At 56.5% G+C, this 17,136-nt stretch carries 17 protein-coding genes and 2 tRNA genes; 13 read left to right on the top strand and 6 right to left on the bottom strand.

Features of this window, described 5'->3' with window-relative positions; all coding sequences use genetic code 11:
- Positions 1–11 precede the first annotated feature (11 nt).
- Positions 12–88, top strand: a tRNA-Asp gene (locus tag EDF75_RS26570).
- 54 nt (positions 89–142) lie between these two features.
- Positions 143–218, top strand: a tRNA-Trp gene (locus EDF75_RS26565).
- 94 nt (positions 219–312) lie between these two features.
- Here the strand turns inward: EDF75_RS26565 and hdfR are convergent.
- Positions 313–1,134 (bottom strand): HTH-type transcriptional regulator HdfR, encoded by an 822-nt coding sequence (gene hdfR / locus EDF75_RS26560; RefSeq protein ID WP_133601441.1) that lies wholly within the window; start codon positions 1,132–1,134, stop codon positions 313–315.
- 118 nt (positions 1,135–1,252) lie between these two features.
- On the opposite strand from hdfR, the gene EDF75_RS26555 reads away from it, so the two are divergent.
- Positions 1,253–1,591 carry a MaoP family protein gene (locus EDF75_RS26555; RefSeq protein ID WP_041143462.1) on the top strand — a complete coding sequence of 113 codons (339 nt, stop codon included), beginning with the start codon at positions 1,253–1,255 and terminating at the stop codon, positions 1,589–1,591.
- Between the two features lie 23 nt (positions 1,592–1,614).
- Here EDF75_RS26555 and EDF75_RS26550 read toward each other — a convergent pair whose 3' ends face one another.
- Positions 1,615–3,135, bottom strand: coding sequence for a YifB family Mg chelatase-like AAA ATPase (locus EDF75_RS26550; RefSeq protein ID WP_133601440.1), 1,521 nt, complete (start codon positions 3,133–3,135; stop codon positions 1,615–1,617).
- A gap of 353 nt (positions 3,136–3,488) precedes the next feature.
- Between EDF75_RS26550 and ilvL the strand changes: the two genes are divergently transcribed.
- The 6 genes from ilvL (at position 3,489) to ilvA (ending at position 10,142) form a co-directional block, all read left to right on the top strand.
- Positions 3,489–3,587, top strand: a complete 99-nt coding sequence (gene ilvL / locus EDF75_RS26545; RefSeq protein ID WP_001311244.1) for an ilv operon leader peptide — start codon at positions 3,489–3,491, stop codon at positions 3,585–3,587.
- A 140-nt stretch (positions 3,588–3,727) separates the two neighbouring features.
- On the top strand, positions 3,728–5,374 hold the full coding sequence (gene ilvG, locus EDF75_RS26540; protein ID WP_133601439.1) for an acetolactate synthase 2 catalytic subunit: 1,647 nt from the start codon (positions 3,728–3,730) through the stop codon (positions 5,372–5,374).
- Entirely contained in the window at positions 5,371–5,628 is a 258-nt protein-coding gene (gene ilvM / locus EDF75_RS26535) for an acetolactate synthase 2 small subunit (RefSeq protein ID WP_041143465.1), read from the top strand. The genes ilvG and ilvM overlap by 4 nt, the downstream gene beginning before the upstream one ends.
- A gap of 16 nt (positions 5,629–5,644) precedes the next feature.
- Complete coding sequence (locus tag EDF75_RS26530; RefSeq protein WP_041143466.1) at positions 5,645–6,574, top strand: branched-chain amino acid transaminase; 930 nt, start codon at positions 5,645–5,647, stop codon at positions 6,572–6,574.
- Between the two features lie 170 nt (positions 6,575–6,744).
- Entirely contained in the window at positions 6,745–8,595 is a 1,851-nt protein-coding gene (gene ilvD / locus EDF75_RS26525; RefSeq protein ID WP_133601438.1) for a dihydroxy-acid dehydratase, read from the top strand.
- Positions 8,596–8,597: 2 nt separating this feature from the next.
- Entirely contained in the window at positions 8,598–10,142 is a 1,545-nt protein-coding gene (ilvA, locus tag EDF75_RS26520; protein ID WP_045853634.1) for a threonine ammonia-lyase, biosynthetic, read from the top strand.
- Here ilvA and ilvY read toward each other — a convergent pair.
- Positions 10,139–11,035, bottom strand: coding sequence for an HTH-type transcriptional activator IlvY (gene ilvY, locus EDF75_RS26515; protein ID WP_045853633.1), 897 nt, complete (start codon positions 11,033–11,035; stop codon positions 10,139–10,141). The genes ilvA and ilvY overlap by 4 nt on opposite strands.
- Before the next feature lie 149 nt (positions 11,036–11,184).
- On the opposite strand from ilvY, the gene ilvC reads away from it, so the two are divergent.
- Positions 11,185–12,660: a ketol-acid reductoisomerase gene (gene ilvC / locus EDF75_RS26510; RefSeq protein ID WP_123710403.1), complete on the top strand. Its 1,476-nt coding sequence runs from the start codon at positions 11,185–11,187 to the stop codon at positions 12,658–12,660.
- 83 nt (positions 12,661–12,743) lie between these two features.
- Here the strand turns inward: ilvC and EDF75_RS26505 are convergent, their stop codons facing one another.
- The gene (locus tag EDF75_RS26505) at positions 12,744–13,367 is read right to left on the bottom strand and encodes a class I SAM-dependent methyltransferase (protein WP_208113331.1); all 624 of its coding nucleotides are present in this window, start codon (positions 13,365–13,367) and stop codon (positions 12,744–12,746) included.
- A gap of 182 nt (positions 13,368–13,549) precedes the next feature.
- Here EDF75_RS26505 and EDF75_RS26500 point away from each other — a divergent pair, with 182 nt between their 5' ends.
- Together EDF75_RS26500 and EDF75_RS26495 are read left to right on the top strand one after the other, a co-directional pair.
- On the top strand, positions 13,550–13,990 hold the full coding sequence (locus EDF75_RS26500; protein WP_076947982.1) for an Rrf2 family transcriptional regulator: 441 nt from the start codon (positions 13,550–13,552) through the stop codon (positions 13,988–13,990).
- Positions 13,987–14,349 (top strand): hypothetical protein, encoded by a 363-nt coding sequence (locus EDF75_RS26495; RefSeq protein WP_045853629.1) that lies wholly within the window; start codon positions 13,987–13,989, stop codon positions 14,347–14,349. Before EDF75_RS26500 ends, EDF75_RS26495 begins: the two co-directional genes overlap by 4 nt.
- A gap of 37 nt (positions 14,350–14,386) precedes the next feature.
- Here EDF75_RS26495 and ppiC (EDF75_RS26490) read toward each other — a convergent pair whose 3' ends face one another.
- Complete coding sequence (ppiC, locus tag EDF75_RS26490) at positions 14,387–14,668, bottom strand: peptidylprolyl isomerase PpiC (RefSeq protein ID WP_024555327.1); 282 nt, start codon at positions 14,666–14,668, stop codon at positions 14,387–14,389.
- Between the two features lie 50 nt (positions 14,669–14,718).
- Positions 14,719–15,000, bottom strand: coding sequence for a peptidylprolyl isomerase PpiC (gene ppiC / locus EDF75_RS26485; RefSeq protein WP_045853627.1), 282 nt, complete (start codon positions 14,998–15,000; stop codon positions 14,719–14,721).
- 112 nt (positions 15,001–15,112) lie between these two features.
- Here ppiC (EDF75_RS26485) and rep point away from each other — a divergent pair, with 112 nt between their 5' ends.
- Positions 15,113–17,134 (top strand): DNA helicase Rep, encoded by a 2,022-nt coding sequence (rep, locus tag EDF75_RS26480; protein ID WP_133601437.1) that lies wholly within the window; start codon positions 15,113–15,115, stop codon positions 17,132–17,134.
- Positions 17,135–17,136 lie beyond the last annotated feature (2 nt).

The raw sequence follows: 17,136 nt of genomic DNA, 5'->3' as shown, positions 1-17,136 counted from the left end.
AGAAATTCGGTGGAGCGGTAGTTCAGTCGGTTAGAATACCTGCCTGTCACGCAGGGGGTCGCGGGTTCGAGTCCCGTCCGTTCCGCCACTTATTAGAAAATTAAGCCTGCTTAACTAGCAGGCTTAATAATAAGCAGTATTTAGGGGCGTAGCTCAGTTGGTAGAGCACCGGTCTCCAAAACCGGGTGTCGCGAGTTCGAGTCTCTCCGCCCCTGCCATATAATAATCCTTTGCTTCGGCAAAGGATTTTTTTTGCCTGCAATTCCCTGGCGTTACGATCGCCCAACGCTCTCCGTCCCTGGAGAGGTATGCTTATTCCAAAATGCTGGTTTTTAGAATCTCACGGATCTGCGCCTGTTTATCACTGTTTTGCAACCAGATGGCGTACAGCGGGCGTGAAAGCGTGGTGCCATCCGTTACCGGGTAAAGCGCGCTCTTTCCCTTTGCCCAGTGCGTTGGTAGCCACGTGCAGCCATTGAGAGGGGCGAGCTGCTGATACGCCAGCTCAGCGGAACTGGTGGTGAGCAACGGTACGTCATCACTGCCAATCAACCCGACTTCATTTTGTTGAAAGTCCGGACCCCATTCCAGGCGCAGGTAGTTCAATTCGCTTTTGTTTTTAACCGGCGCAGCGCAATAAAGGGTTAGGGTGAAATTGCCGAGCAACTGGCTGCTTAACTCATCCATCTTCGGCGATTCTGTCGTGATCAGCAGATCAAGCTGCCGTTCATGGAGCTGTTTGACCAGCGACTGACGCTGGGCAATACGGGCCTCAAACTGCAGGTTGTAGGGCTCCCTGTACAGTTTCCCCAGCCATCCGTTAAGCATGCACTCCCAAAGAGATGCGCTGCCGCCAATCGAAAACTCATTGTGTCGGGAGGAGTTGGCAACCTCTTTACGCGCGGCCTGCCAGGTATTCATCAGGGTTTCAGCATAGGGTAGCAACTTCTCTCCGGCTGGGGTCAAACGGATATTGTTGCGATGACGGGTAAAAAGGTTAACGCCAAGCTGATTTTCCAGCTGGCGAATACGAAAGCTAACTGCTGACTGCGTCAGGTAAAGCGCCTCCGCTGCTCGCCCAAAGTGGCGAGTTCTGCTCACCTCAAGGAAAGTTTTGAGCAATTCCGTATCCACACTCTTCTCCGCAAAATTATTTGTCGTAATGATTTAAATCTTTTGTTTTACACTCTGTCAAGCGTAACTAATACTCCGCGCCATAAATAGCTCGGCCAAAGAATCAGGAGCGTGTAGGATGGCGGAAAGCTTTATGACGACTAATCGTTTTTTCGATAATAAAAATTATCCGCGCGGGTTCTCCCGTCATGGTGATTTCACCATCAAAGAGGCGCAATTGCTGGAACAGCATGGTTATGCCTTTAACGAACTGGAACTGGGTAAACGCGAACCTGTCACTGAAGATGAAAAGCAGTTTGTTTCGGTATGCCGCGGCGAACGTGAACCGGTAACCGAAGTAGAGCGCGTCTGGATTAAGTACATGGCGCGAATTAAGCGGCCCAAGCGTTTCCATACGCTCTCCGGCGGTAAACCGCAGGTAGAAGGCGCTGAAGATTACACAGAAAGCGATGATTAAGAAAAAGGGCGAAAGCCCTTTTTTTATGGCATAAGCTTTTGCAGATGGTTCAACATCCGGTCTATCGCCCGATAGCCCAGCGCCTCCTGCAGATGATGGCGTTCGATACGCGGATCGTCCTTTATATCGGCAATCGTCCTCGCCACCTTAAGCAGCCGTTGCCAGGCCCGTATTGAGAGTCCTAGCTGCGTCAGGGTCTGTTCAAGCCAGATGGCATCGTTCTTATTCAACGCACACCAGGTTTTCATCTCACTATTATCTAAATCAGCGTTGAGCTTGTTCTGTCGGGCCAGCTGCCTCTCACGCGCGGCAAGAACCCTTCGGCGGACCGTCGCACTGTCCTCTCCACCACCACCTTGCTGGCTGAGTACTCCGGGCGGCGGCAGCGGTATTTCCAAAGAGAGATCGAAGCGGTCAAGGAAGGGGCCGGACAGCCTCCCCAGATAGCGCAGCATCTGCTCGGGAGAGGCGCGATTGTGATGACCCTGATAATGTCCGGTCGGACTGGGATTCATGGCCGCAATCAGCTGGAAATGCGCCGGATAGTCAATTTTGGCCCGGGTGCGAGAAATATGTATTTTTCCCGATTCAATTGGCTCGCGCAGGGCATCCAGCACTCTGCGTTCAAACTCCGGCAGCTCGTCAAGAAACAGCACCCCATTGTGGGCCAGTGAGATCTCGCCGGGCGCAGGTATGGCACCACCGCCGACCATAGCCGCGACCGAGGCGCTGTGATGCGGGGCGCGAAACGGCCTGTGGCGCCAGCGGGTGGTCGCGTAGTTGGTGCTCACCAGACTGAGAATAGCAGCGCTTTCAAGCGCCTCCTGATTGCTTAACGGGGGGAGTAATCCCGGTAACCGGCTGGCAAGCATCGTTTTTCCTGTACCTGGGGGGCCGATTAACAGCAGGTTATGCCCGCCGGCAGCGACGATTTCCAGCGCACGCTTGCCCTGCTGTTGGCCAATGACGTCGCGTAAATCGTGGCGTGTTTCCTGCGGATCTTCTGCTGCGGCCACGGGAGGGGAGAGCGGATGCTGTCCCGCCACAAAGGCGCAGACCTCCTGCAGATGTCCGGCGATAAGACAGTCGCCGCCGCCAATCAGCCCCACTTCCGCAGAGTTATCTTCGGCTACAATAATCTGCCGTCCGGCCCTGATGGCCTCCATGGCGCTGGAGATTGCGCCGGGAACGCCGCGCAGGGCCCCTGTAAGCGCGAGCTCGCCGATAAACTCGTATTGATTCAGTCCGGGGGCCTCTAGCTGCTCGGAGGCGACCAGAAGCGCGAGAGCGATAGGGAGATCGTACCGCCCTCCCTCTTTTGGCAAATCGGCAGGCGCGAGGTTAATGGTGATTTTTTTCGCCGGGAAGGTATAGCCACTGTTAATGATTGCGCTGCGCACCCGGTCACGCGCCTCCCTGACGGTTGTTTCCGGCAGGCCAACCATAGTTAGTCCGGGAAGGCCGCTGCTGATATGAACCTCAATAGTAATAAGCGGGGCGCTGATACCGAGAGCGGCCCGCGTGTAGACGATCGCGAGTGACATAGAGCCTCCTGAATGTGGGCATCATGTCGACAACCCTGCCATTAGTCACTCGCAGGAACTGCATTTTACGCGTCACGTTCCAGATAATTCACCGCAGATCGTTACATACTTTTCGTTATTGCACCCGGCTCGCACGTTGCCGCAAGGACAGGACAGCTCGTTGTAAAAAGCCATAGGGCAACGCGATAAATTGAAATATCTTCACTTTATATTTTTCCCATTAAAAACAATTGTTTTACTGGGAATTGTTAGCGTGATCAGAAAATGAGCCATAAAAAAATCTTGTGTTTAACGTGACGTCTGTGGTACCTCTTTAGGTATTCCTTCGAACAAGAAGCCAGAAAGTACATAAAATGACAGCCCTTCTACGAGTGATTAGCCTGGTCGTGATTAGCGTGGTGGTGATTATTATCCCACCGTGCGGGGCAGCACTTGGACGAGGAAAGGCATAGAAATCAAGCCTTAACGAACTAAGACCCCCGCACCGAAAGGTCCGGGGGTTTTTTTATAACTTAAAAATGACAGACGGGGAGCAGAGAATGAATAACAGCATAAAATTCTGTTTATTCCGATCTATGACGGGGAAGTAACTATGAATGGCGCGCAGTGGGTAGTACATGCTTTGCGGACACAGGGAGTCGAGACGGTTTTCGGCTACCCGGGTGGCGCGATTATGCCGGTTTACGATGCGTTGTATGACGGCGGCGTGGAACACCTGTTGTGCCGTCACGAGCAGGGCGCAGCAATGGCGGCCATCGGCTATGCGCGTGCAACCGGTAAAACGGGCGTTTGCATCGCGACCTCCGGCCCTGGCGCGACTAACCTGATCACCGGCCTGGCGGACGCCCTGCTGGACTCTATCCCCGTTGTCGCGATTACCGGCCAGGTGGCGGCACCGCTTATCGGTACCGATGCTTTTCAGGAAATTGACGTACTGGGCTTATCGCTGGCCTGCACCAAGCATAGCTTCCTGGTGCAGTCGCTGGAAGAGCTGCCGCGCGTCATTGCTGAAGCTTTCCTGGTCGCGAACTCAGGCCGCCCAGGCCCGGTACTGGTCGATATTCCGAAAGATATCCAGCTGGCGACAGGTGAGTTCGAACCCTATTTTTCCACGGTAGCCGATGACGTTGCTTTCCCTCACGCCGAGGTTGAGCAAGCGCTGCAGATGCTGGCTCAGTCGCAAAAGCCGATGCTGTACGTCGGCGGCGGCGTTGGTATGGCGCAGGCGGTTCCCGCCCTGCGCGAGTTTATTGCGGCCACGCAAATGCCGGCGACCTGCACGCTGAAGGGGCTGGGCGCGGTTGACGCTGACTATGCCTATTACCTTGGGATGCTGGGTATGCACGGGACGAAGGCGGCTAACCTGGCGGTTCAGGAGTGCGACCTGCTGATTGCGATAGGCGCGCGTTTTGACGACCGCGTAACCGGCAAGCTGAACACCTTTGCTCCGCATGCCAAAGTTATCCATATGGATATCGATCCGGCGGAGCTGAACAAGCTGCGTCAGGCGCACGTTGCCCTGACCGGCGATCTCAATACGCTGCTGCCGGCCCTGCAGCAGCCGCTGGCCATTGACGCCTGGCGTCGGCACAACGCGGAGCTGCGCGCCGAACATGCATGGCGCTATGACTACCCTGGTGAAGGCATTTACGCCCCGCTGCTGCTCAGGCAGCTTTCCGATCGCAAACCCTCTGACAGCGTGGTGACCACCGACGTGGGCCAGCATCAGATGTGGTCTGCACAGCATATGACCTACACCCGTCCGGAGAATTTCATTACCTCCAGCGGCTTAGGTACGATGGGCTTCGGTCTGCCAGCGGCGGTAGGTGCCCAGGTCGCGCGTCCGAACGATACGGTAATCTGTATCTCCGGTGACGGCTCCTTCATGATGAATGTTCAGGAGCTGGGCACCGTAAAACGCAAGCAGCTGCCGCTGAAGATCCTGCTGCTGGATAATCAGCGTTTAGGCATGGTTCGTCAGTGGCAGCAGCTGTTCTTCCAGGAGCGCTATAGCGAAACGATCCTCACCGATAACCCCGATTTTGTCACTTTGGCCAGCGCCTTCGGCATTCCTGGCCAACATATCACCCGTAAAGACCAGGTTGAAGCGGCTCTCGACACCATGCTTTCGAGCCAGGGGCCATACCTGCTTCATGTCTCAATTGATGAACTTGAGAATGTCTGGCCGTTGGTGCCGCCCGGTGCCAGTAACTCAGAAATGCTGGAGAAATTATCATGATGCAACATCAGGTCGCCCTGCAGGCCCGCTCCAACCCGGAAACCTTAGAGCGCGTGCTGCGCGTGGTGCGCCATCGTGGCTTTCAGATTTGCGCCATGAATATGGAGACCGCCGCGGATACCCGCAATATAAATATCGAATTGACCGTTGCCAGCCAGCGGCCCGTCGAATTACTGTTTAGTCAATTAAGCAAACTGGTGGACGTTGCCTGCGTCGAAATCCAGCAACCCACATCACAACAAATCCGCGCATAGGCGCAAGGGAAGAAAAATGACGACGAAAAAAGCTGATTACATTTGGTTCAACGGCGAGATGGTTCCTTGGGGAGAGGCTAAGGTCCACGTGATGTCGCATGCCCTGCATTACGGTACTTCCGTTTTTGAAGGCATCCGCTGCTATGACTCGCACAAAGGACCGGTGGTGTTCCGTCATCGTGAACACATGCAGCGTTTGCATGATTCAGCCAAAATCTACCGTTTCCCGGTTTCGCAGAGCGTTGATGAGCTGATGGAAGCCTGTCGTGAAGTGATTCGTAAAAACGGCCTGACCAGCGCCTATATTCGTCCGCTGGTATTCGTTGGCGACGTGGGCATGGGCGTAAACCCGCCGGAAGGATATACCACTGACGTGATCATCGCGGCGTTCCCGTGGGGAGCCTATCTTGGTGCTGAAGCGCTGGATCAGGGGATCGATGCCATGGTCTCTTCCTGGAACCGCGTGGCGCCGAATACGATCCCGACCGCAGCAAAAGCCGGCGGTAACTACCTTTCTTCCCTGCTGGTCGGCAGCGAAGCGCGCCGACATGGCTACCAGGAAGGCATCGCGCTGGACGTTAACGGCTACATTTCCGAAGGGGCGGGTGAGAACCTGTTTGAAGTGAAAGATGGCGTGCTGTTTACCCCGCCGTTTACCTCTTCCGCGCTGCCGGGTATTACCCGCGATGCCATTATTAAGCTGGCAAAAGATCTGAATATCGAAGTTCGTGAGCAGGTCCTGTCTCGCGAATCCCTGTACCTGGCGGATGAAGTCTTTATGTCCGGTACCGCAGCAGAAATTACCCCGGTGCGCAGCGTTGATGGTATCCAGGTTGGCGAAGGCCGCTGTGGCCCGGTGACTAAGCGCATTCAGCAAGCATTCTTTGGCCTCTTCACCGGTGAAACCGAGGATAAATGGGGCTGGTTGGATCAGGTTAATCAGTAAATATCCGTCATATTTTAAGCTGCATGTGCTTTGGCTGCGCTCGTTTACCGCAGCCGGCCGGAGATTCTTTCTCCTGCCGCCTTCCTGCAGCCTGGACTATTTAGGGTAGATAAGCATAAAAGACGGGGCGACACGCAGCGCCCCGTTTAACAGAAACTGGGAGTAAAAGCATGCCTAAGTACCGTTCCGCCACCACCACTCATGGCCGTAATATGGCGGGTGCCCGCGCGCTGTGGCGCGCAACCGGGATGACCGACGCAGATTTCGGTAAACCGATTATCGCCGTTGTGAACTCCTTTACCCAATTCGTCCCGGGCCACGTGCACCTGCGCGATCTGGGCAAGCTGGTCGCCGAGCAAATTGAAGCCTCTGGCGGCGTTGCTAAAGAGTTCAACACCATCGCGGTGGATGACGGGATCGCGATGGGTCACGGGGGCATGCTTTATTCACTGCCATCCCGCGAGCTGATCGCCGACTCGGTAGAGTACATGGTCAACGCACACTGTGCCGATGCCATGGTCTGCATCTCCAACTGCGACAAAATCACCCCGGGGATGCTGATGGCCTCCCTGCGCCTGAATATTCCGGTGATCTTTGTCTCCGGCGGTCCGATGGAAGCGGGTAAAACCAAGCTTTCTGACAAGATCATCAAGCTCGATCTGGTCGATGCGATGATTCAGGGCGCGGACCCGAAAGTATCCGACGAGCAGAGCGATCAGGTTGAGCGTTCCGCCTGTCCAACCTGCGGCTCTTGTTCCGGGATGTTTACCGCCAACTCAATGAACTGCCTGACGGAAGCGCTGGGCCTGTCTCAGCCTGGCAACGGCTCCCTGCTGGCTACTCATGCCGATCGTAAGCAGCTGTTCCTCAATGCGGGAAAACGCATCGTTGAGCTGACCAAGCGCTACTACGAGCAGGACGATGCCTCCGCGCTGCCGCGTAACGTCGCCAACAAAGCGGCGTTTGAAAACGCCATGACCCTGGATATCGCCATGGGCGGCTCCACGAATACCGTACTGCACCTGCTGGCCGCCGCTCAGGAAGCTGAAATTGACTTCACCATGAGCGATATCGATAAGCTGTCCCGCAAGGTGCCGCAGCTGTGCAAAGTGGCGCCGAGTACGCAGAAATACCATATGGAAGACGTTCACCGTGCCGGCGGCGTGCTGGGGATCCTCGGCGAGCTGGATCGCGCCGGTCTGCTGAACCGTGAGGTGAAAAACGTGCTGGGTCTGACCCTGCCGCAAACGCTCGATCGCTACGACGTTATGCTGACCAAAGACGACGCGGTGAAAGAGATGTTCCGCGCCGGCCCGGCGGGTATCCGCACCACCCAGGCGTTCTCTCAGGATTGCCGCTGGGATACGCTGGACGACGATCGCGCTGAAGGCTGTATTCGTTCGCTGGAGCATGCCTACAGCAAAGACGGCGGCCTTGCCGTTCTGTACGGCAATTTTGCTGAAAATGGCTGTATCGTAAAAACTGCAGGCGTTGATGACAGTATCCTCAAGTTTACCGGCCCGGCAAAAGTGTATGAAAGCCAGGATGATGCGGTAGAAGCTATCCTCGGCGGCAAAGTCGTCGCGGGCGATGTCGTAGTGATTCGCTACGAAGGGCCGAAAGGCGGTCCAGGCATGCAGGAAATGCTCTATCCGACGACGTTCCTGAAATCAATGGGCCTCGGTAAAGCCTGCGCGCTGATCACCGACGGCCGCTTCTCCGGCGGTACTTCCGGCCTGTCGATTGGCCACGTTTCACCGGAAGCGGCAAGCGGCGGCAATATCGCCATCATCGAAGACGGCGATATGATTGCCATTGATATCCCGAACCGCGGTATTCAGCTGCAGCTGAGCGACGCCGACATTGCCGCTCGTCGTGAAGCGCAGGAAGCCCGTGGCGATCGGGCCTGGACGCCGAAAGCGCGCGATCGTCAGGTCTCCTTCGCCCTTCGTGCGTATGCCAGCCTGGCAACGAGCGCTGATAAAGGCGCGGTACGCGATAAATCGAAACTTGGGGGCTAATCATGGCCGAATCACAACCCCTGTCCGCCGCCCCTGAGGGGGCGGAATATCTCAGAGCGGTGCTGCGTGCACCGGTCTATGAAGCGGCGCAGATTACGCCGCTGCAAAAAATGGAAAAAATCTCCTCGCGGCTGGATAACGTCATCCTCGTGAAGCGGGAAGACCGGCAGCCGGTCCATAGCTTCAAGCTCCGCGGGGCTTACGCGATGATGGCGGGGCTGAATGAAGCGCAAAAAGCGCGCGGCGTGATCACCGCCTCCGCGGGCAACCATGCCCAGGGCGTGGCGTTTTCCGCTTCTCGCCTCGGCGTTAAGGCGCTGATTGTTATGCCTACCGCCACGGCGGACATCAAGGTTGATGCCGTGCGCGGGTTTGGCGGCGAAGTGCTGCTGCACGGCGCTAATTTTGACGAAGCGAAAGCGAAAGCCATCGAGCTGGCGCAGCAGCAGAATTTCACCTGGGTCCCGCCGTTCGATCATCCGATGGTCATTGCCGGGCAAGGCACGCTGGCGCTCGAATTACTGCAGCAGGACGCTCATCTTGACCGCGTTTTTGTGCCGGTTGGCGGCGGCGGACTGGCGGCGGGTGTGGCGGTACTGATCAAGCAGCTGATGCCACAGATCAAAGTGATTGCGGTTGAAGCCGAAGATTCAGCCTGCCTGAAGGCGGCGCTGGAGGCCGGCCATCCGGTAGACCTGCCGCGCGTTGGGTTGTTTGCTGAAGGCGTCGCGGTGAAGCGCATCGGCGACGAGACCTTCCGCGTCTGTCAGGAGTATCTCGACGATATCATCACCGTCGACAGCGATGCCATCTGTGCGGCGATGAAAGACCTGTTTGAAGACGTTCGCGCGGTGGCTGAACCTTCCGGTGCGCTGGCGCTGGCGGGGATGAAAAAATATATCGCGCAGCACAATATTCGCGGCGAACGGCTGGCGCACATCTTGTCGGGGGCTAACGTCAATTTCCACGGCCTGCGCTACGTTTCCGAACGCTGTGAGCTGGGCGAGCAGCGCGAGGCGCTGCTGGCGGTGACTATCCCGGAAGAGAAGGGCAGCTTCCTGAAGTTCTGCCAGCTGCTGGGCGGCCGTTCGGTTACCGAGTTCAACTATCGCTTTGCGGATGCCAAAGATGCCTGCATTTTTGTCGGCGTTCGCCTGAGCCGCGGGCTGGAAGAGCGTAAAGAGATTCTGGACCTGCTGCACGAGGGGGGCTATAGCGTCGTCGATCTCTCCGATGACGAAATGGCCAAGCTCCACGTGCGCTATATGGTCGGCGGGCGTCCGTCGAAGCCGCTGCAGGAGCGCCTGTTTAGCTTCGAGTTCCCGGAATCACCGGGCGCGCTGCTCAAGTTCCTGCATACGCTGGGTACCCACTGGAACATCTCTCTGTTCCACTACCGCAGCCACGGTACCGACTATGGCCGCGTGCTGGCGGGCTTTGAGCTGGGCGATCATGAGCCGGATTTTGAAACCCGACTGCATGAGCTGGGCTACGATTGCCACGACGAAACGCACAATCCGGCATTCCGCTTTTTCCTCGCCGGCTAGTGGCCCGGGTTGGGTAAAATCGACCAGAACGCATCGATAAGCGGCTCATATAGCCGCTTTTTTTGTGCGCACACGCCGAGCTCAAAAGGCGTTTTCTCATCGCTGCGCTCTAAAATCATCACCCGGTTGCGCACCGGTTCCGGACTGTTCTCCAGCACCACCTCAGGCAGGAGCGCGACGCCGCAGCCGAGGGCGACCATGGAAACCATCGCCTCGTGGCCGCCCACGGTGGCATAAATCGATGGGTTGCTGATTTTATGCCGCCGGAACCACAGCTCAATGCGCCGACGTACCGGCCCCTGATCGGCCATGATAAACGGCACGGTTGACCAGTCGGGCTGTTCCTGGCTGACCTGGTTACGCACCGGGCAGGCTAAGGCCGGGGCGATCAGCACCACCGCCAGATTTTCCAGCATCGAGAAGGCCACCGAGCCGGGCAGCGTTTCCGGTTTCCCGGCAATGGCCAGGTCCGCCTCGCCGGTGACGACCTTCTCCATTGCGTCGGCGGCATCGCCGGTCGAGAGCTTGATCTCCACCGAAGGATGGGCGGCGCGAAAGCGATCGAGAATCGGCGGCAGATGGCTATAGGCCGCGGTCACGGAGCAGAAGATATGCAGCTCGCCAGAGAGAGAGGGTCCCTGCTGGTCGATGGCGTGGCGCAGCTGCTGATACTGCAGCAGGGTCTGCTGGGCGAAAAGGCGCAGCTCTTCGCCCGCTTCGGTTAGCGTTACGGTGCGGTTATCGCGCACGAACAGCGGCTGACCGAGGTCCTCTTCCAGGCGCTGGATCTGCCGTGAAAGAGTCGAGGGGCTAACGTGCATGGCCCGCGCGCTGCGGCCAAAATGACGGCTTTCGGCCAGGTGCAGGAAGGTTTTCAGATCGCGTAAATCCACGGGCCGCACTCCACGATTTTACATTGCAAATATTGCAACGTTACGTTGTGAATATATCAATTTCCGCAATGTATTTCCTGTCATATAGTAAGTTCATTCTCGCAAAAGCGAACCGAACAATAAGACACGCAACATCACGGAGTATCACCATGGCTAACTACTTTAATACACTGAACCTGCGCCAGCAGCTGGCACAGCTGGGCAAATGTCGCTTTATGGCGCGCGAAGAATTCGCCGATGGCGCGAGCTACCTTCAGGGTAAAAAAGTGGTCATCGTCGGCTGCGGCGCCCAGGGTCTGAACCAGGGCCTGAACATGCGCGACTCCGGCCTGGATATCTCCTACGCTCTGCGTAAAGAAGCGATTGCAGAAAAGCGCGCTTCCTGGCGTAAAGCGACCGAAAACGGCTTTACGGTCGGCACCTATGAAGATCTGATCCCGCAGGCCGACCTGGTTGTTAACCTGACGCCGGACAAACAGCACTCTGACGTTGTTCGTTCCGTACAGCCGCTGATGAAAGACGGCGCGGCGCTGGGATACTCCCACGGTTTTAACATCGTTGAAGTTGGCGAGCAGGTTCGCAAAGACATCACCGTCGTGATGGTGGCGCCGAAGTGCCCGGGTACCGAAGTTCGTGAAGAGTACAAACGCGGTTTCGGCGTACCTACGCTGATCGCCGTTCACCCGGAAAACGACCCGAAAGGTGAAGGCATGGCCATCGCGAAAGCGTGGGCAGCGGCCACCGGTGGCCACCGTGCTGGCGTGCTGGAATCCTCCTTCGTGGCGGAAGTAAAATCTGACCTGATGGGCGAGCAGACCATCCTCTGCGGCATGCTGCAGGCGGGTTCCCTGCTGTGCTTCGATAAGCTGGTGGCGGAAGGTACCGATCCGGCATACGCGGAAAAACTGATTCAGTTCGGCTGGGAAACCATCACCGAAGCGCTGAAGCAGGGCGGCATCACCCTGATGATGGACCGTCTGTCTAACCCGGCGAAACTGCGCGCTTACGCGCTGTCAGAGCAGCTGAAAGAGATCATGGCGCCGCTGTTCCAGAAGCATATGGATGACATCATCTCCGGCGAATTCTCCTCCGGCATGATGGCCGACTGGGCTAACGACGATAAGAAACTGCTGACCTGGCGTGAAGAGACCGGCGCAACCGCGTTCGAAACCGCTGAGCAGTTTGAAGGTAAAATTGGCGAGCAGGAGTACTTCGACAAAGGCGTTCTGATGATTGCGATGGTGAAAGCGGGCGTTGAGCTGGCGTTTGAAACCATGGTTGCATCCGGCATTATCGAAGAGTCCGCATACTATGAGTCGCTGCACGAGCTGCCGCTGATTGCCAACACCATCGCGCGTAAGCGTCTGTATGAAATGAACGTGGTTATCTCCGATACCGCCGAGTACGGTAACTACCTGTTCTCCTACGCTTGCGTACCGCTGCTGAAAGAGTTCATGACCACGCTGCAGACCGGCGATCTGGGCAAGGCGATTGCCGAAGGTGCCGTAGACAACGCCCAGCTTCGCGATGTGAACGAAGCGATTCGCAGCCACGCAATCGAAAGCGTTGGCCACAAGCTGCGCGGCTACATGACCGATATGAAACGTATTGCTGTAGCAGGTTAATCCCCGTCGTTCTGCGGCCCGCGGGCCGCATCGACCGGCAAATCCTCTAAAGGCCCGGTAAGCGTAAGCGCTACCGGGCCTGTTTATTTACGCCTTAGCGCAATCACCGAATCCGATACCTCTCCCTCCTCGCCTTCCGGCCCGCGCATCGTGCGCGAAACGTCGTCGCAGAAAACGATCTCCCAACCTTCAGGCAGCGGCTCAAGCGATGCGAGGGCTTCTTTTGCCGACTGGAACGGACGATCGGCATGCTTTGACCATGACGGCGGCCTGGCATGGGAGGTAATCAGCAGCATGCCTCCTGGCGCAACGTGGGCAAATGCGGCGCGGAAGATGCTATGACGATCGAATGTTAGGGGTGATTCCAGAAAAGAGGCGGCAATCAGATCGAATTCACCCTCAGGAAAACCTTCGGTGAGATCGTATTGGGTGAAGGTAATACGATCGCTGACCGCGGCTCGTTCGGCGTTGCCTGCGGCGTATTCCAGCGCCCGCGAGGATAAATCCACGGCGGTGACCTGCCAGCCTTTTTTCGCCAGCCAGACGCTATCGTCTCCTCGCCCGCAGCCAAGTTCCAGCGCTTTGCCCGGCGCTAATGCTTCGGTAAAGCGCAGCAGAATTTTGCCGGGGATACCACTGGAGAGCGGAGACATGGCGTCGTAATGTGATGCCCAAAACTGTTCCGGCGTCTGTTCCTGATTGTGCATATCGACCTCATTGTTAACGTAATAAATCATGTAATATTAAAAGTAACATAAGATTTATTTTGGTCAATAACACAGTGTAAAAATATAAAAAACCTTAACTATCATCATTTTGTGTGAATTTCTGGTTTTATTTCACCGGAGGGAATTGCGCAGCATGGCGTTTATGTAATATCGTAAATTACATGAAAACAAATAACTCATTCTCAGCAACACTGCACATCCTGCTGCACCTTGAGCAGATGGATAAGCCCCTGACGTCGGAGCAGATGGCCGCCTTTATTGACGGTAATCCGGCGTTCATCCGCAAGCTGCTTGCCGGCCTCAGGGAAAAAAACATTGTCTGTGCCACTAAGGGGCACCACGGCGGCTGGCGGCTATGTCGGCCGGTGACGGAGATTACGCTTTACGATATCTACATGGCGTTAGGTGAACCGGCGCTGTTTGCGCTGGGCAACCGCAGCGAGAACCCACAATGCCTGGTGGAGCAGGGGGTCAACCGGGTGATGTCGGCAACGCTCGCCGATGCGCAAACGCTGATCCTCGATCGTTTTAAAAGCCTGACGCTACAGGATATCGGCGGCGAATTTATCAGCTACTTCAATGACAAAGGCCATAACTCATGATTGCTACCTTAACGACCTGCCTGATGATTGCCCTGGCGGCCAGCAGTATTTCGATAACGGTGACGCAAACGGAGCTGTTTGCTTCATTTCGCGAGTGGACGGCAAAAAAGAATGCGCTGGTGGGGCATCTGTTTCAGTGCTTCTACTGCTTAAGCCACTGGGTGGTCTTTGGCGGGATGGCGGTGTATCGCCCGGCGCTGCTAAATAGCGGCTTTGCGCTGGTTGACTGGGTAATGACGGCGTTTATCACCATCACCTTCGCGACGCTGATTAGCGGACTGATGTTTAAGGTGTTCCAGGCAGCTATCGGCATGCATGTCATGAAGCATGAAGCACAAAAAACGCTGCAGGCGAAATAAGGAAAAAGCCTCTCTGCGCCAGAGAGGCTTTAATGTATTAGTTACGGTACAGCACTTTAATGATGTGGTAACCGAACTGAGTGTGCAGCGGGCCGGTCGGCTCCAGCACCGGGCAGGAGAAGACGACTTTATCAAACGCCGGCACCATCTGACCCTGGCGGAATTCGCCCAGGTGACCGCCTTTCTTACCTGACGGGCAGGTGGAGTGTTTCTTCGCCAGCTTTTCGAAATCGCCGCCGTTTTTAATTTGTTCCAGCAGGTCGAGTGCCAGCTTCTCTTCTTTCACCAGGATGTGCATTGCTGCCGCTGTTTTAGCCATGATTGTGCCTTGATAGGTTGCGATGAATCAGGGCGCAATATTAGCATGCGTTAGCGGCGATACAGCACCTTAATGATGTGGTAGCCAAAGCGCGTTTTGACCGGGCCGTAGGGTTTTAGCAGCGGGCAGGAGAAGACCGCGCTATCAAACGGCCCAACCATCGCGCCCTGTTGGAACTCGCCTAAGTCGCCGCCGTTGCGCCCGGAGGGGCAGCGTGAATAGCGCTTCGCCAGGTGATCGAAGCTGATGCCGCGTTCCAGTTTGGCGAGGATCTCCTGCGCCAGCTTCTCTTCTTTGACCAGGATATGCAGGGCCGCTGCGGACTTTGCCATGGTTTCGCTCTCAGGATGACGGGTGTGGCCAACACTTTACCATTAGCCGGTAAATCTCCTCCCGGCTTTCTGCTACAATCCTCACCCCGTTCGAAGATTGAGCAAGACTCCCATGCGTTTAAACCCTGGCCAACAACAAGCCGTCGAATTCGTTACCGGACCGTGCCTGGTGCTGGCGGGCGCCGGTTCCGGTAAGACCCGCGTTATCACCAATAAAATCGCGCACCTGATCCGCGTCTGCGGCTATCAGGCACGTCATATCGCGGCGGTGACCTTTACCAACAAAGCGGCGCGCGAAATGAAAGAGCGCGTCGGGCAAACGCTGGGACGCAAAGAAGCGCGCGGCCTGATGATTTCCACCTTCCACACGCTGGGGCTGGACATTATTAAGCGTGAATATGCCGCGCTGGGGATGAAATCCAACTTTTCCCTGTTCGACGATACCGACCAGGTGGGTTTGCTTAAGGATCTGACCGAAGGGCTGATCGAAGACGACAAGGTGGTGCTTCAGCTGCTGATCTCGACGATCTCCAACTGGAAAAACGATCTGCGCACGCCGGCGCAGGCGGCGGCAAGCGCGCAGGGCGAGCGGGATCGGATCTTTGCTCATTGCTATGCGCTGTATGACGCGCATATGAAAGCCTGCAACGTGCTGGACTTCGACGATCTGATCCTTCTGCCGACCCTGCTGCTGCAGCGTAATGAAGAGGTCCGCGAACGCTGGCAGAATAAGATCCGCTACCTGCTGGTGGATGAGTATCAGGATACCAACACCAGCCAGTATGAGCTGGTGAAGCTGCTGGTGGGACAGCGGGCGCGCTTTACGGTGGTAGGCGATGACGATCAGTCGATCTACTCATGGCGCGGCGCGCGGCCGCAGAACCTGGTTCTGCTGAGCCAGGATTTCCCGGCGCTGCAGGTCATCAAACTCGAGCAGAACTACCGCTCTTCCGGCCGGATACTAAAAGCGGCAAATATTCTGATCGCCAATAACCCGCACGTATTTGAGAAGCGCCTCTTTTCCGAGCTGGGCTACGGCGTCGAGCTGAAAGTCCTCTCCGCCAATAGTGAAGAGCACGAAGCGGAGCGGGTGACCGGGGAGCTAATTGCCCACCACTTTATCAATAAAACCCAGTACAAGGATTATGCGATCCTCTACCGCGGCAACCATCAGTCGCGGGTGTTTGAAAAAATGCTGATGCAAAACCGCATCCCCTACAAAATTTCAGGCGGCACCTCATTCTTCTCCCGTCCGGAGATCAAAGACCTGCTGGCCTACCTGCGGGTGTTGACCAACCCGGACGATGACAGCGCGTTCCTGCGCATCGTCAATACGCCGCGGCGCGAGATTGGCCCGGCAACGCTGCAAAAGCTCGGCGAGTGGGCGATGACCCGCAACAAAAGCCTGTTTACCGCCAGCTTTGATATGGGCCTCACCCAGACGCTGACCGGACGCGGCTATGATTCGCTCACCGGCTTTACGCAGTGGCTGGCCGAAGTCCAGCGGCTGGCGGAAAGCGAGCCGATTGTTGCGGTGCGCGATCTGATCCGCGGCATTGACTATGAATCCTGGCTGTATGAAACGTCGCCCGGCCCGAAGGCCGCGGAAATGCGGATGAAAAACGTCAACCAGCTGTTTAGCTGGATGACCGAGATGCTGGAAGGCAGCGATATCGATGAGCCGATGACGCTCACCCAGGTGGTCACCCGCTTTACCCTGCGCGATATGATGGAGCGCGGCGAATCAGACGAGGAGCTGGATCAGGTTCAGCTGATGACCCTGCACGCTTCGAAGGGGCTGGAATTTCCGTACGTCTATCTGGTTGGCATGGAAGAGGGGCTGTTGCCGCACCAGAGCAGTATTGAAGAAGATAACGTCGATGAAGAGCGCCGGCTGGCGTACGTGGGCATCACCCGGGCGCAAAAAGAGCTGACGTTTACGCTATGTAAAGAGCGCCGCCAGTACGGCGAGCTGGTGCGTCCGGAGCCAAGCCGTTTTCTGCTGGAGCTCCCGCAGGACGATCTTATCTGGGAGCAGGCGCGCAAGGTTATCTCGGCGGAAGAACGTATGCACAAAGGACAGGCCAACGTCGCCAACATCCGGGCGATGCTGGCAAAGGCGAAGGAGAAGTAGCG

Origin of the sequence: Klebsiella sp. BIGb0149, from assembly GCF_004362605.1 — a bacterium.
Lineage (GTDB): Bacteria > Pseudomonadota > Gammaproteobacteria > Enterobacterales > Enterobacteriaceae > Klebsiella > Klebsiella terrigena.
Note: the sequence above shows the minus strand (reverse complement) of the source record. Positions and strands in the feature narration are given on the sequence as shown.

Coding starts and splice junctions, on each gene's coding strand:
- EDF75_RS26555 (WP_041143462.1), top strand. CDS start 1,253: ATGGCGGAAAGCTTTATGACGACTAATCGTTTTTTCGATAATAAAAAT.
- EDF75_RS26550 (WP_133601440.1), bottom strand. CDS start 3,135: ATGTCACTCGCGATCGTCTACACGCGGGCCGCTCTCGGTATCAGCGCC.
- ilvL (WP_001311244.1), top strand. CDS start 3,489: ATGACAGCCCTTCTACGAGTGATTAGCCTGGTCGTGATTAGCGTGGTG.
- ilvG (WP_133601439.1), top strand. CDS start 3,728: ATGAATGGCGCGCAGTGGGTAGTACATGCTTTGCGGACACAGGGAGTC.
- ilvM (WP_041143465.1), top strand. CDS start 5,371: ATGATGCAACATCAGGTCGCCCTGCAGGCCCGCTCCAACCCGGAAACC.
- EDF75_RS26530 (WP_041143466.1), top strand. CDS start 5,645: ATGACGACGAAAAAAGCTGATTACATTTGGTTCAACGGCGAGATGGTT.
- ilvD (WP_133601438.1), top strand. CDS start 6,745: ATGCCTAAGTACCGTTCCGCCACCACCACTCATGGCCGTAATATGGCG.
- ilvA (WP_045853634.1), top strand. CDS start 8,598: ATGGCCGAATCACAACCCCTGTCCGCCGCCCCTGAGGGGGCGGAATAT.
- ilvC (WP_123710403.1), top strand. CDS start 11,185: ATGGCTAACTACTTTAATACACTGAACCTGCGCCAGCAGCTGGCACAG.
- EDF75_RS26505 (WP_208113331.1), bottom strand. CDS start 13,367: ATGCACAATCAGGAACAGACGCCGGAACAGTTTTGGGCATCACATTAC.
- EDF75_RS26500 (WP_076947982.1), top strand. CDS start 13,550: ATGAAAACAAATAACTCATTCTCAGCAACACTGCACATCCTGCTGCAC.
- EDF75_RS26495 (WP_045853629.1), top strand. CDS start 13,987: ATGATTGCTACCTTAACGACCTGCCTGATGATTGCCCTGGCGGCCAGC.
- ppiC (WP_024555327.1), bottom strand. CDS start 14,668: ATGGCTAAAACAGCGGCAGCAATGCACATCCTGGTGAAAGAAGAGAAG.
- ppiC (WP_045853627.1), bottom strand. CDS start 15,000: ATGGCAAAGTCCGCAGCGGCCCTGCATATCCTGGTCAAAGAAGAGAAG.
- rep (WP_133601437.1), top strand. CDS start 15,113: ATGCGTTTAAACCCTGGCCAACAACAAGCCGTCGAATTCGTTACCGGA.